Raw genomic sequence first — 14,300 nt, forward strand, 5'->3', positions numbered from 1 at the left:
TGTGGCATGTCTACAACATCATCGACTTCACAAGAAACTATTGTTGCCCTGGCGACCTCGCCGGGTGCTAATGGTGCCATCGCCGTTATCCGACTTTCAGGTCCGGACGCTTTACTCATTTGCAATAAGGTGTTTAAAGGGAAGGACTTGCTGAAGCAGGAATCGCATACCATCCACTTTGGTACCATCCGCGATGGCGAGCAGATTATCGATGAGGTGCTGGTCTCTTTATTTATTGCCCCGAACTCGTATACGAAGGAAAATGTGGTGGAGATTTCTACGCATAATTCCAAGTATATTATCGAACGAGTGCTGAGCTTGTTGATTAGACATGGGGCACGTGCTGCCAAAGCCGGCGAGTTTACCTTACGGGCTTTCCTGAATGGCGGTTTAGACTTATCGCAGGCCGAAGCAGTGGCCGATTTGATAGCTTCCAATTCGGCGTCTTCCCATCAGATTGCCATGCAGCAGATGCGCGGTGGATTCTCGAATCAGCTGAAACAGCTGCGGGAAGATTTGGTGCATTTTGCCTCGCTGATTGAGCTGGAACTCGATTTCTCGGAAGAAGATGTGGAGTTTGCCAATCGCGATCAACTGCGCGTGCTGATTATGAAGATTCATCAGGTGATTGCGAAGCTGATCCGCTCCTTCGAGCAGGGGAATGTGCTGAAGAATGGGGTGCCGGTGGTGATTGCTGGAAAACCCAATGTGGGGAAATCGACCTTGCTGAATGCTTTGTTGAATGAGGAGCGTGCCATTGTTTCGGATATCGCCGGCACCACCCGGGATACCATTGAAGACGAAATCAATATTCATGGGGTGACGTTTCGGTTTATCGATACGGCAGGGATTCGCCATACCGAGGATGTCGTGGAAGCGATCGGCGTAGAGCGTACCATGGCCAAAATGAAACAGGCCCGATTGATTATATACCTATTTGATCCTACTCAGGATGCTATTGCTGACGTAAAACAGCAAATACAGGAGGTGGAAGCCTTGAATATTCCATTTGTCACTATTATTAATAAAAGTGATTTGCTTAGCGAGGAGCAGCGTGCTTCCTTTGCGGAGCTAAGCCCGATCTATATCTCCGCAAAACAGCAGCTGGGCATTGAAGAACTGAAAGATGAGCTGCTGAATCAGGTGAACCTGGGCAATATTAATACGGATGATGTCATCGTGACGAATATTCGTCACCTGGAGGCCTTACAGCTGACGAAGCAGGGGTTAGAGAAGGTGCTGGATGGAATTGATAATCCGATAACCTCGGATTTCCTAGCAATGGATATTCGGCAAGCGTTGTATCATCTGGGGGAAATTACTGGGACGGTTACTACGGATGATTTGCTGGAGAATATATTTAGTAAGTTTTGTATTGGGAAGTAACTAGGGTTATTTATGATAAGTCAAATATTATCTAAAACAGTAAAAACCTTGATTATCTTCTTTTAATAGAGAATCTAAATTATCATTAATAATCAATACTACCAAATAATTTATCATTTATTTGTACCTTTGTTGTACCTCGTTAGTTTACAATTTATTTTTTGTACCTAATATGGTTTACAAAGTTTACAAAATTTACATACTTACACAAGTATAAACTTATTTAAATTAAATGAGCTCCAATATTCAGGTAACTAGAATTTGCCAACACTGTAATAAGGAATTTATAGCCAAGACTACGGTCACTAAGTTTTGTTCTGAATTTTGTGGGAAAAGGAATTATAAACTTAGACAGAAACAAGCGAAGATTGCCAGATCAGAAGCAGAAACTCAAGAGGTTCGAAATGTAAAATCTCTACCTACTTCTAAAGATTTATCTAACAAAGAGTTTCTTTCAGTTACAGAGGTTGGGAAATTGATAGGGTGTTCTAGGCAAAATGTCTATAAGCTCATTAATACTGGGAAGCTTAATGCATCGAACCTCCTGGAAAGAAAAACCATCATTAAACGATCAGATATCGATAAGATGCTCAAGGACAATGAAATAAATAACGATCGGTCTCAAACTTTGATCGTCGAAACCACTGAGTACTATTCTATGCAGGAAATAGAGGTTAAATATAATATGTCCGAAAAGGCAATTTATGAATTGATTAAAAGGAATAACATTGAAAAAGTTAAGAGAGGTCGGTATTCCTTAGTGAATAAAAAAGACATTGATAAACTATTAAGTTAAGGCCATGATCAAAGTAACAGTTCGGAATAAACCATTAACCGATAAAAGGAAATTATCTCTCTATTTAGATTTTTATCCTGCCATTTTAAAAGAGGGCAAAGAAACGCGTAGAGAATTTATTAAAACTTACATATACGCCAAACCGAAAACGGATCAAGAGAAACAACACAATAGAGAAAAGCTTTCATTTGCTGAGACATTAAGGCTTCGCAGGGAGAATGAAGTCAATAAACCTGAGATTTATGCAAGCCACGAAAAAGAAATGCTTAGAAGGCAGGAAATCGCTTCCAAATCCTTTAAAGAGTATTTTCTAAAGCTTGCTAAAAAGCGAAAGACATCTAATTATAAAACCTGGTTAACTTCAATTGATTATCTAAATGCATTTCATCCAGAAGATATTTCTTTCAAAGACTTAACAATACCATTTATAGAGGGTTTCAGGGATTATTTGCTGGAAGCTCCTTCCATTAGAACAAAAACAACTAAAATATCAAGAAATACCGCATCAAGTTACTATCTAAAGTTTAAGGCAGCATTAAAACAAGCGTTTAAAGATGGTCTCATCGAAACGGACCAAGGTTCAAGAGTTGAGGCTATTAAAGTTGAAGATTCAAATCGTGAGTTTCTTACCATTGAAGAACTGAACTCCTTGGTAAATACTACTTGCGTTGATCCTTTGATGAAAAAGGCTGCATTATTCAGTGCATTAACTGGATTAAGATTCTCTGATATAAAAGCATTGAAAGCTGGTCAGATCATAAAAACGGAATTAGGCTATCATCTCGAATTCACTCAAAAGAAAACTGGAAGCTTTGAAAGACAGCCAATAAGTGAACAAGCATATAAACTACTTAATATTCCACTTTCTGCAAATAAAGGTGATTTAGTATTTGAAGGATTAAAATACAGCGCATATAACAATAAGTTTTTAGCTCAATGGATCGGTGCTGCAGGAATTACGAAGAATATTACTTTCCATAATTTCAGGCATACATTTGCCACCTTACAATTGCATTATGGCACTGACATATACACTCTTTCCAAGTTGTTGGGTCATAGGTCTTTAAAAACAACACAGATTTACACCAAGGTATTGGATCAGGCTAAACAAGAAGCAGTTAACAAGATTAAGTTAAACTTTGATAATGAATAAACTATGAAAGTAAAGGATTTTTTACCATATTTTGGATTTGTCTTTTCTTCAGATACAATGCTGCGAATTGGTGATGGAGATTCTAATGGCTTGCATGATTCAGAAGGAAATGAAGTTTTAATGACCTCAAGGAAAGGGGAGTATATTTACACTCAACAGCTATTTGAGGATGAAAAATACGAAGATTTAGAAATGGAGAATTGGTTAATTGACTTTTTACTTCATGACGATCATCTTCGTTTTACAACGTATATTAACAAAATTGAACCTGAAGATGTTATTGTAGAACTAAGATATCTTTATGATAATTATGTTGAAAACGGTGGTGATGCGTTAGACTGGTTAAATGGAATGATAGTAGATGTCGGCACATTAATTACTAATTATAATATAGGAATTAGGCATATCATTCAATATAATATTATGGAATGGTACGAAACAGCCCTAAAGTATGATAAATATTTTAAAGATAACTATGTTGATCCAGAGCAATTTAATACCCCCGCAGAAATAAAATCATTTAAGGATATATTTGACCCTAAGTACCATGATTACATCTTTAGGCTTCTAGATATTATTAGGGAAAGTAACCCTCCGATATTAAATTCTGAATTTAAATTCATTGAAAGCAACGGGAACATTACATTTTTAGGATTGTTTTTAAGAAGATTAAAAGAGGAAGGAATTATCAAAATTAAACTAACAACAGAACACTCTTTAAAAGTCTCACGCCTATTCGGATTCTACAATAAGTCAATATTCAGCCAAAATAAAAGTCAATTATTTGTTGACAATCAAACTGTGATCAATAGGAGAATCAAAAGTATATTAATGAGTATTTAAAATAAATTTTCTCGACAGTCGAATTTGTCGAAATTGTCGAGGTCATATCAATGTACATTTGTATCGTACATTAATCTACATGATATGGCAGAGATGAAATTAACATTTGAACAACTTCCAATTGAAGTGGCTAGGCAAGGAGAAATACTAGACAGAATAATTGATTTATTACGTACGAGTAATCAGAAGCCAATATTACAAGATTCCAATTCAGATAAACTTTTGGTTTTTGGTGAAGCTTGCCAATATTTAAATCTATCCAAACCGACACTCTATCGAAAAGTTTCTAATAGAGAGATCCCTCATATTAAAAGAGGAAGAAAGCTATACTTTTATGTAAGTGAGTTAAATTCTTACTTAAAGAAGGGTAAAAGAAAATCTCTTGACGAGATCCAAGAAGAAGCCAGCCAATTCAAAGAAAAAAGGAGATAATTCCTATCTCCTTTAGACCAACATTAATACACCCCATAATAACCACCAATCGCACACCACTAACCAAGGAGTGATAATATTATATTGTTAAATAACTACAATAGTTAAAGGTATGAAAAATACTGAATACAAACAAATTACAGTTTATTTTATCCTGAGAAATAGGGGATGTGAAGTTAGGGAAAATGGAACAGTATTAACCAGTTATATTGGAGGTGGAAATGGGTAGTTTAAAATCCGTTGAAGTTAAGGAGAACATCCTTAAAATGATCCAACTTCCTACAGAGGAGACAGAATTCAAAACTGAATACACTGGATTGGAACTGGTTGAATTAGATGTAGAGTCAATCCCCTACCTATTAGATCCATTGATACCAAAATCTTGTGTTTTTACCATTGCCGGAGCATCAGACACAGGTAAATCAATGTTATTCAGACAAATGGCCATTGATTTAATCAACAACGGTACGTTTCTAGATTTTGATTTCAAGCCTGAACATAGAAAAGTAATTTTCGTTTCTACTGAAGATGATTCGACAGCAACTGCATATCTTTTGAAAAAACAGACCAATCGATATGAAAATTTAGCAAACATCCGGTTTAAGTTTGATAGTCTCGATATTCCTCAATATTTAGAACGCGAACTTCAGGAATGCCCAGCGGATCTAGTGATCATTGACGCTTGGAGCGATGTTTATGGAGACAATTTAAACGATTCTGCAAAAGTCCGGCAAACCCTTGGCATCTATTCTGCAATTGCCGCTAGGTACCAGTGCGCAATAGGCTTCCTTCATCATACTGGTAAACGCACTGAAAACCTTGTTCCTTCTAAAAACAACATTCAAGGTGGTCAGGGCTTTGAAGCTAAGATGCGATTGGCGATAGAACTCAGAAATGATACTGATGACAGCAATTATAAGCACCTATGTATCGTAAAAGGTAATTACCTCCCCTCTCAATATAAAAAAGAAAGCTTTAAGCTACTGTTTGATCCAGAAACTTTCAATTTCACCAACACCGGGGATCGCGTGCCGTTAGAGGAACTATTCACAAAAGAAGTGAGGACAAAGGAGAAAAAAGACCTACCCACACTAGAAAGCATTCCCTATCTGACACTTTATCAAGTAGCAAAAGAAGCTTTCCATAATGAAACATTTTTAAGTCAGTCAGAATTCCGTGTCCGACTTAATTCTGCATATCAAAGCAGCTATTTGGTCACCAAGGGAGGTTACAGAGAATTCGAAAGACATGTAATTGAATTAGAGATAGTTAAAAAAGAAGGGACACCACGTAGCAGGGCGGTAAAATATTATTTATCCAGTCAGTCAGTGAGTAAAATTGACTAACTGACTGAGTTCGCCGACTAAAATTAACTAGTCAGTCAGTCAGTTAGCACATCCCTTTAGGGTGTACACTAACTGACTGACTGAGGTAAATAGTTATAGGAACTGAAAAGGAGGAAAAAGTATGTCAGACTACAAATACCATCTTGAACCATATAAAGGGATGAACACCAGACATCGCTGTCCAAGTTGTGGGGCAAAGGGAAAGTTTGCTATGTACATTGATGTAGATACTAAAGAGTATATTGGAGATAGCGTTGGCAAATGTGAAAGGATAGATAGCTGCGGTCATCACTATACACCTAAGCAATATTTTGAGGATAACGGAATCCATCAAGATCCAAAACCATATTTTTCTCAGAGGCCAGTCAAAAGAGTCAAGATTGCTCCAACATTTATTGATAGGAAGATAATGGAACACTCTTTCAATGCTTACGAGAAGAATAATTTCGTAGAATTCCTTGATGATAGGTTCGGTACGGATGTAACGATAGCTGTCATTGTTAAATATATGATAGGAAGCTCCAAACTTTGGGAGGGTTCAACTGTCTTTTGGCAGGTAGATAAACATAAGAACGTCAGGACTGGAAAAATAATGCTTTACAGCCGTTCTAATGGCAAAAGGGTACGGAAGCCGTTCGATCATATTCAATGGGCACATAAGGCTCTTAAACTCGATAATTTCAATTTAGAACAATGTTTCTTTGGTGAACACTTATTGGCGGGAAGCTCTAAACCAGTTGCCATAGTTGAGAGCGAGAAAAGTGCTATTATCTGCAGTATATACTTTCGTCAGTTCATCTGGATTGCAAGTGGAAGTGCGCAGGGTTTAAATAAGTCGAAATGCGAGGTTTTAAGCAACCGGGAGGTAATATTATTCCCTGACCTAAAAGTAGCCACAGCATGGCAAGAAAAAGCCAATGAATTAAAAAGCATTGCAAAGTTCTCAGTCTCTACATTTCTGGAAGATAATGCTTCTAAGGAGGAGCTTGAGCAAGGGCTAGATATTGCTGACTACCTGTTGCGGTTTGAACCATCTGAATTTTCGGAGTCCATACGCGCGGGTAAGACGGAGGTTTCTGATGAACAGAGTCTAAAGTCATTCTTTCTAGAACTGGCTCAGCATATCCCTATTGGTGAAACAGTGGCAATAGATGATTTAGAGATTAAAGATTTTAGAAAGTACATAATTGATGCAAGCGATAATCCATTGGCAAAAGAGTTTGAAGCTAGGACGATATACCGGATCATGCACATGCAAGGATATAGTGAATTTGAGAATAAGTATTAATTAAAAACAAGGAGGATTGAAATGAGAAAGAAGGGTAACAAGGTGGGATATCCAAACCAAGTGCGAAAATTCAATAAGGAGAAGCTAAATGCTACTCAGTTTTTACTATTTGACAGGGCATATAAGCCAGGGGATTTTGAATACAGATACACTTTATTCCATGAGCCGGGAAATATTTCATTTTATAAACTAAGGGGCAGACAGTTCAATACGGTCTGGTATGAGGATGGGCATGAGTTCATTGACAATGTACATCAATTAGCAGAGGCATTAGGATATGAAACTACGCTTGCCATGCTAAATGATTTTCACTTTTGGGAGGTTGCTATTGGATTGAAAGATCGATATGGAGTATGGCCTATTTATCGATTTAATTGGCTCGAGGTAAATTATGGCGTTAAGATATTCAGACTTGATAGTTCGAAAGGAATAGAAGCTCAGGAACTAGCTGAGTACTTAAGAGAAAGATGGATGAATAGTGAAAGGCTACAGAGAACGGCATAAAGTTCTCTAATAATTTAGGTTATTATATTTAGAATTATGGGAAGAAAAGGCGCGGGAGTGGTATTACTGGATTATGTTGACACACTGTCTATTTCAAAAGTAAAGGAATGGGGGCATTTAGATTATATCGGAAAGAGTAGCACTATTACTTGGAGTAGAAAGGGAATTGAAAGAATGTCAATTAATATTAAAACCATCAAAACAGATAGGTTATATCTTGAGTTATCTTATAGATACGCTGGATCTGAATTAGTAAAATACCAAGTAGAAATAACATTCATAAATTCAAATTTAGGATTTGGACAGATTCCTTATTTCATTTGTCCTCAAACAGGGAAAAGATGCAGAAAATTATATTCTATTGGAAAATACTTTCTACATAGAGAAGCATTTCTTTATGCTATGTATGAATGCCAATTCGATTCAAAGAAGGTTAGAGAGTTTGTAAAGGTCGTGAAACCATATTACGGAATGGATGATGTCAAGACTGAATTACATTCCAAAAATTTCAAAACGTTTTATAATGGTACTTTAACGAAAAGATATTTGTCCTTAAAAAAGAAACTCGATGCGGTTGACTGCAACTTTGATTACGCCGGATTTATTGAAATGGCTATGATATCTTAATAATGTCTTTTCAAAATTTAGGTTAATATTTGGTTAGTTAAGATTTTTACATCTTCCAAGTGTAGGGTTTTGTTTATTTTATATAATTAAATATTGAATCCAATTTTTCCACTGTGTTTTTTTATTTTTAACCTTAAAGTGGCCAAATCTTCATAAGTTAAATCTTATAATTTTTATTTTGATTGTAATTGATGTGAATGTTTTGGAGTTAAAATAAATGAAATATAATTTTATATTTGGTTCATTAACTTAAATATATGGATCAAATAAAATCAATTGGGATTAGAGTTACCCCAACATCTGTTTATTTTTCAATAATTTCCGCTAAGGGAAAAGAAATTGAAATAATCGCTTTAGATATAGTTAAATGTCCAAAGTCAATGGAAATTCCGGAGCAGTTAAAATTCGTTAGAAATACTCTAGGTGATATAATAAACGAATTTAAAGTAAAAAATGCTTGCATAAGAGTCACGGAATCAAATGCTAGAAAGATAAGCATACATCGTATTTATATTGAAGGAGTTATTCAGGAATTATTTGCTAGTTCAACGATTGAAAAATATTTCATAGGACAAATTTCTAACATTTCCACCAAATTAGGAATCAAGAGAAACGAATTTAAGCCTTACGCAGATGGAGAGATAGAGTTTCCAGGGCTTGAAAATTGGGGGAATTTAAAAATTGAGCAAAGAGAAAGTATAATGGCCGCAATTAGCGCAATAAACATATAATATGGCTTTAGGACAGTATACAACTCAATTGACTTTTAACCTAAATAAGGAAATAGGTCAAGAAGGTAAAAACTCCCAAGTATTTATTGCACATGACATTCAATTCGATGATAATATTGTAATAAAACGTATTAATAAGGAGGATTTCAAAAAAGATGGGGAATTTTATAAGGAAACGAAATTACTTTTTGCATCCGCCCATTCAAATGTAGTAAAAGTGTTTTACGGTTGTTCGGACGATAATTACGTATATATTGCAATGCCTTATTATGAAAGAGGCTCTCTCAAAAGCTTAAGCGAAAAGGGGAATTTGACGATTAGAGAAATCATCAGGTATGCAATTCAATTCCTTTCAGGTTTACACAATATACACTCTAAAGGGTTGATTCATTTTGACGTGAAGCCTGATAATATTCTTATTTCAAATGCTAATGAAGCTCATTTATCGGACTTTGGACTTGCAAAGGCTATGAATATTTTAGGGCACGCTAATCCTGAGGCTGCATATTCCAAACATATTCCGCCTGAATTTTATGAAATGGTTGACAAAACTCATCATTTTGATATTTATTCTGCTGGAGTTACTTTATACCGATTATTGAATGGCGAGGAACTTTTTAATAAGCAGTTTTATTCTTACAATAGTAGAGAAAGTCGTCAAAAAGCGATATTAGCTGGACAATTTCCTGATAGAACATCTTATCTCCCTCACATCCCTCAGAAGTTAAGAACGATTGTAAATAAGGCAATGAGTGTGAATATTTCGGATAGATATGATAGTGTACTTTCTTTGATGAATGATTTAGGTGAAGTTGGTGAGAATTTAGACTGGAAGTATTCAGAAGAAGGTAGCGTTCATACATGGGAAAAGACTTCAGGTAATTATTTATATAAAATTCAAGCAAATTTGCAAGATACTAAAAATGTTAGTATGTTTACCACTAGAACTAATATGTTATTAAATAAAACTGTAAAGCAATCGCAATATTGTCACAATAATTTAACAAGTTCTAACGTTTTAAATAAAATTAAACAAGCACTTAAGCTGTGAAATTTAAGATTATTAAATATAACGACAAAGGTCTTACTCGAGCTAATCAATCTCTCCCTTATGTTCAAATTCCAAAAGAGAGGATTGATAAACGATCTGTTAAGTTTGTGGAAAAAGGACACTACGAAGTTATAATTCCACGCAATATAAAATAAAGATTTTGTTAATTTTAAATATTTTAAATTAACTCTTGAATAAATCCGAACCCCTTCTTTTACAAGTTGGGGTTTTTAATTGTTCTTATTCTTAATTATTGCATTTCGGATCATATTTCTGATTCCTAAAAAAATAAGAATTGTTCTTTTCCATCGGAATGAGTTAATTTTGCCTCATCCCCTACAATTTTAGCAATATCTTCTATATTACCTATATTTAACTTTAAAGGAGAATCCTGATTATTCGGAATGAAAATTCTAAATTCACTCTGATGTGAATAAATTTTGTGTTTTTTGAAGGGCCCTATTTCCCCATTAAAATCATTATCATAATATTCTACTTTATTATATGAGTACCCACGGATACCTATTAAATCCAATTCGGCAAAAATTCTTTCAATAAATTTTTTAGGATTATAAATAAAGATTTTAGATTCCCCAAAAGATTGGGTTTCAAATTTTATATTATTTCGGTCACCTTTTAAATGATCTGAGTAGATACCGGTTAAGCAATAAATATTACCTGTGATATTATTATCATGCTTAATGATAATATCTCTAGCATCGAAATCTAACCCATCTTTATCAAAATCCTTACCTACTTCGCAAAGAGTAATTAGAGCTTCTTTATAAAATCTCCTATAGGATATAGAATCATCCTTATCCGATCGCTCCCAATTATCATCACATCCTCTGATGAATTTTATGGTATTGATATATATTTCTCCTTTGTATAATAAATTTTCAATATGCTCTTTCTTCCCTCTCCTAAATAAAAAATGGACTTTATTTTCTTCTATTGGTATCATTGCAATCAACTAAATTTAATTCTCTACAGCAAGGTATACGTTTTGTCGGACAAAATCAATCTTGCTCTAAAACGTCGTTTTAAAGGTGACAAAAATCGGTTTCCTCATTTTGGGGGTAAATGGCTGTTACCTGAACTAGATAATGGATCGACCTATTCTAATTGTTTTTCGGTAATCTGCGGTAAATTTCGGATGTCTGACAGAACATTTGATAGTTATTGGAAAGAAGCAAATGATATTTTTGTAATTGTTTCTCGAGCTATAAAAAAGTAATATCATGATAGTTTCCGAAGCTATAAAAAAGAAAATAGGTGAAGTTTCCCGGGCTATAAAAAACGTGAAAACAGTGTTTACGAAGATTATTTGCCCATCATTACGCGCGCGTACGCGTATAGACCGACGAAAACCCCTAACAGCATCAGAGTAATGATTATTTGGGCACTGTTATACGTGCGTGAAAAATTAACGATTATTGCCCTAATGGAGCTTACGAAGACTTTTTGCAAAGTGTTGCGTGCGCGCGTGATAATCCACGTCCTTGCTGAGTAAAAAAAACTTCAAGGTTATCTGTTCATGCGAATGGTTTGAATTTTCGTCGGTCATTACACGTGCGCATGAGACAAATAGAATTTCTGCGCCTTTAAAAAAACACGGTTAAACCTATTTCTTGGTCTTTATAAAAAGGCTCAGGACTTAATTAGAAGGTTTTAACACGGTCATTACGCGCGTAGAGGAAAGAAACAACCTGCAATTAAATAGACTTTTGTGTTATCTGTTTACGTGTGAATCGGAGTAATTCGGAGTAATTCGGAGTGGGTTATGGGAATAACATCAGCTACTAGGGAAAACTTTAGTTTTCTTACAGACTTCGTTGCTATCTGTTCATACGTATTGAATTTTCGGAAACCATAAAAAAGGGGTGAAAACCTTACAAAACCCAACATTCAAGATGCCACTCAAAAGCGTAAAACTTGTCAAAACTTTACAAAATTTGACACTTATAAGTAAAAAAGGAAAACTTCAGATTGCCCAAGCCGCTATTCGTGCTGGTTATATTCAAGATACAGCAACAGAACAATCTTCTAGGTTGTTAACAAATGTTAAGGTTTCAGAAGCTATTACCCCCACGGACTTCACAATTATCTGTTTATGCGGGGAAAGAGCTATTTTTAACAACCGCATCACAATGTTTATTGTTTATTTTGATTTACGCATAAAATAAGGTTATTTAAGACACTTTATGATTATAATGGTATGTTTTAATTGTTTTAATACCAAAGTCGATTAAAACACTTTAAAATAGCCTTAAATTAGATGCGGTTTTATAACCGGGGAATTCCGGAGTAATCCGGCAGAAAATCCAAGAAGCGATCAAAATGGCGACCGAGATTTTATATTCCAATTATTATATTTGGGTAATAAACTTAAAAATATGGCCAGAAAATACATAATTAAATACTACTCTAAAGAAAACTTTAACGCGAACAACTTTAACCGTGACGCAGAGGATTTAGCACAAGAATTTAGAAATGATGAGACTATTAAATCTTACAAATATTTAGGTATTGATCCTAATCCACAAGAAGGAGATAATATAAAAGTGATATTTGAATACGAAGTTTCCTAGTGTTCAGGTAATGTGATATATGCTTAATAATCAGCTTGTTTTTTTGTACTGCAAGGTGTGTTTCTGTCAATACAAAAACTTCTTGAAAACCGCATCAATTTGAATATATGCAAGAAGTACTTTTGTGTACACAAAAGAGGGTCTAGCCATCAGAATTCCGACTAGAAATGGTTATATTTGATATATAGAAAGATCAGTGTTGTATGGCAAAGTTTAGTATTAAAATCAAGGGCTTAGATCAGCTTCAAAAGAAGCTGAACAAGCAATCCCAAAAACAAATAATTAAGAAAATCGGAAACGAGTTCCAAGTATCAGCACAGAAGGTCAGGAACTCCGCAATCGGGCGTGTTCCGGTAGATCAGGGATACCTAAGGAACTCCATAAACGTTGAGGGCAAAGACCTGCTTTGGATAGTCTATGCAAGTGCAGGATATGCAGGATATCAGGAGTTCGGAACTAAGACCAAGGTCGATGTTCCTGCAGAAATGCAGAGCGAAGCGGAGAAGTTCCGTAACGGTAAGCTCAGTGAGGGCGACTTCAAGAAAGCGATAGCCGAATGGATGAAGCGCAAGGGAATACCAAAGGAAGCATTATGGCCCATCATGGCAAAGATCATGAAGGTAGGGGTAAATCCTCAGCCGTTCATGCATCCAGGCTTCAAGGATGGCACCAAAGGACTGGAGAAAAGGATTGAAGATATCTTGAAAGATTATTTATAAACGCTGGGATAATTCCACTTTTTTTACGAATCAATAATGGTGGATTATACTTATCTCTTTGATTTTTAGTATATTTGTGTAGAAAGAAAGCACGGGGTTTTGGATGTAGAAGGGTGTGTTTTGTTTTCTTTTCGTTTCCCACAAACAGGTATTATTGTACCTCTTAGTACCTGTTTTATTCCAAAGTCTCATTTTGATAATCTTAAAATAAAAAGATGAGCAAGATTAAACCAGTTAAGCCTGAGAGCTTACAATCTAAAAGAGGCCTAGAGCCATCCCCAGAAGAATTACAAGGTATTGAGCGCGAATTAGCATGGACTGCTGAAATTATCGGCCGAAAAACTGACGTCGGTATGGAGTATTTTGATGACCAGGACGAAGATAACCAGCAATGATCAAATATAGGATTCCGTACAAGAGCTATGACAATAGTGATTGGCTTATAGAGTTTGATATTATTGGTTACACAGGAACCCCTATTAACGCGCGAGGTGTTGCGGATAGGGTGGGTGTTCTTAGCTACGATGGGGGAGTGGATGACCTTTGGGATAACCCATTGGTTAACGTGAGCCTATCTAGTGCAATCTATAATCAAGGTCAAGTTGACCAGATGGAATTTTTAACCCTTAATGATCGAGACTGTAAGATTACAGTTACCCGAAACGGGCAAGTTAAATTTCAAGGTTATTTAATCCCTGATAACCAACAAATACGGTTAGCTTCTATACCTTATGAAATGGAGTTTGGAGCTACCTCAGGGCTTCCATTGCTAGAAACTTTGCAATTTTCCGTCTTTGGGGCAGAGCTAGGCACTAGATGCCCTTTAAACTAAT

The 14,300-nt window shown here is 35.6% G+C and carries 17 protein-coding genes; 16 read left to right on the plus strand and 1 reads right to left on the minus strand.

Features of this window, described 5'->3' with window-relative positions:
- Positions 1-6 precede the first annotated feature (6 nt).
- The 11 genes from mnmE (at position 7) to GQF63_RS08930 (ending at position 10,157) form a co-directional block, all read left to right on the plus strand.
- Positions 7-1,386: a tRNA uridine-5-carboxymethylaminomethyl(34) synthesis GTPase MnmE gene (gene mnmE / locus GQF63_RS08880; protein WP_160368872.1), complete on the plus strand. Its 1,380-nt coding sequence runs from the start codon at positions 7-9 to the stop codon at positions 1,384-1,386.
- A gap of 232 nt (positions 1,387-1,618) precedes the next feature.
- On the plus strand, positions 1,619-2,182 hold the full coding sequence (locus GQF63_RS08885) for a helix-turn-helix domain-containing protein (RefSeq protein WP_160368873.1): 564 nt from the start codon (positions 1,619-1,621) through the stop codon (positions 2,180-2,182).
- A gap of 4 nt (positions 2,183-2,186) precedes the next feature.
- A complete protein-coding gene (locus GQF63_RS08890; RefSeq protein WP_160368874.1) occupies positions 2,187-3,335 on the plus strand; it encodes a tyrosine-type recombinase/integrase in 1,149 nt (382 codons plus the stop codon).
- 3 nt (positions 3,336-3,338) lie between these two features.
- Positions 3,339-4,178 carry a hypothetical protein gene (locus GQF63_RS08895; protein WP_160368875.1) on the plus strand — a complete coding sequence of 280 codons (840 nt, stop codon included), beginning with the start codon at positions 3,339-3,341 and terminating at the stop codon, positions 4,176-4,178.
- An 84-nt stretch (positions 4,179-4,262) separates the two neighbouring features.
- On the plus strand, positions 4,263-4,610 hold the full coding sequence (locus GQF63_RS08900; protein WP_212592511.1) for a helix-turn-helix domain-containing protein: 348 nt from the start codon (positions 4,263-4,265) through the stop codon (positions 4,608-4,610).
- Between the two features lie 221 nt (positions 4,611-4,831).
- Positions 4,832-5,956, plus strand: coding sequence for an AAA family ATPase (locus GQF63_RS08905; protein ID WP_160368876.1), 1,125 nt, complete (start codon positions 4,832-4,834; stop codon positions 5,954-5,956).
- Positions 5,957-6,077: 121 nt separating this feature from the next.
- Entirely contained in the window at positions 6,078-7,244 is a 1,167-nt protein-coding gene (locus tag GQF63_RS08910) for a DUF6371 domain-containing protein (protein WP_160368877.1), read from the plus strand.
- Between the two features lie 21 nt (positions 7,245-7,265).
- Positions 7,266-7,748: a hypothetical protein gene (locus GQF63_RS08915; RefSeq protein ID WP_160368878.1), complete on the plus strand. Its 483-nt coding sequence runs from the start codon at positions 7,266-7,268 to the stop codon at positions 7,746-7,748.
- A gap of 36 nt (positions 7,749-7,784) precedes the next feature.
- Positions 7,785-8,375, plus strand: a complete 591-nt coding sequence (locus GQF63_RS08920; RefSeq protein ID WP_160368879.1) for a hypothetical protein — start codon at positions 7,785-7,787, stop codon at positions 8,373-8,375.
- A gap of 257 nt (positions 8,376-8,632) precedes the next feature.
- Complete coding sequence (locus GQF63_RS08925; protein ID WP_160368880.1) at positions 8,633-9,106, plus strand: hypothetical protein; 474 nt, start codon at positions 8,633-8,635, stop codon at positions 9,104-9,106.
- A gap of 1 nt (position 9,107) precedes the next feature.
- Complete coding sequence (locus tag GQF63_RS08930) at positions 9,108-10,157, plus strand: serine/threonine-protein kinase (RefSeq protein ID WP_160368881.1); 1,050 nt, start codon at positions 9,108-9,110, stop codon at positions 10,155-10,157.
- 280 nt (positions 10,158-10,437) lie between these two features.
- Here GQF63_RS08930 and GQF63_RS08935 read toward each other — a convergent pair whose 3' ends face one another.
- Positions 10,438-11,121 (minus strand): hypothetical protein, encoded by a 684-nt coding sequence (locus GQF63_RS08935; protein ID WP_160368882.1) that lies wholly within the window; start codon positions 11,119-11,121, stop codon positions 10,438-10,440.
- A 919-nt stretch (positions 11,122-12,040) separates the two neighbouring features.
- Between GQF63_RS08935 and GQF63_RS19640 the strand changes: the two genes are divergently transcribed.
- The 5 genes from GQF63_RS19640 to GQF63_RS08960 all read left to right on the plus strand — a co-directional run bounded on the left by GQF63_RS19640 (position 12,041) and on the right by GQF63_RS08960 (position 14,299).
- The gene (locus tag GQF63_RS19640; RefSeq protein WP_212592512.1) at positions 12,041-12,343 is read left to right on the plus strand and encodes a terminase small subunit; all 303 of its coding nucleotides are present in this window, start codon (positions 12,041-12,043) and stop codon (positions 12,341-12,343) included.
- Between the two features lie 210 nt (positions 12,344-12,553).
- Positions 12,554-12,748 carry a hypothetical protein gene (locus GQF63_RS08945; protein ID WP_160368883.1) on the plus strand — a complete coding sequence of 65 codons (195 nt, stop codon included), beginning with the start codon at positions 12,554-12,556 and terminating at the stop codon, positions 12,746-12,748.
- A gap of 203 nt (positions 12,749-12,951) precedes the next feature.
- The gene (locus tag GQF63_RS08950) at positions 12,952-13,467 is read left to right on the plus strand and encodes an HK97-gp10 family putative phage morphogenesis protein (protein WP_160368884.1); all 516 of its coding nucleotides are present in this window, start codon (positions 12,952-12,954) and stop codon (positions 13,465-13,467) included.
- 215 nt (positions 13,468-13,682) lie between these two features.
- Positions 13,683-13,862 (plus strand): hypothetical protein, encoded by a 180-nt coding sequence (locus tag GQF63_RS08955; protein ID WP_160368885.1) that lies wholly within the window; start codon positions 13,683-13,685, stop codon positions 13,860-13,862.
- Complete coding sequence (locus tag GQF63_RS08960) at positions 13,859-14,299, plus strand: hypothetical protein (RefSeq protein WP_160368886.1); 441 nt, start codon at positions 13,859-13,861, stop codon at positions 14,297-14,299. Before GQF63_RS08955 ends, GQF63_RS08960 begins: the two co-directional genes overlap by 4 nt.
- The last annotated feature ends 1 nt before the right edge of the window (position 14,300 follow it).

Origin of the sequence: Sphingobacterium humi, from assembly GCF_009768885.1 — a bacterium.
Lineage (GTDB): Bacteria > Bacteroidota > Bacteroidia > Sphingobacteriales > Sphingobacteriaceae > Sphingobacterium > Sphingobacterium humi.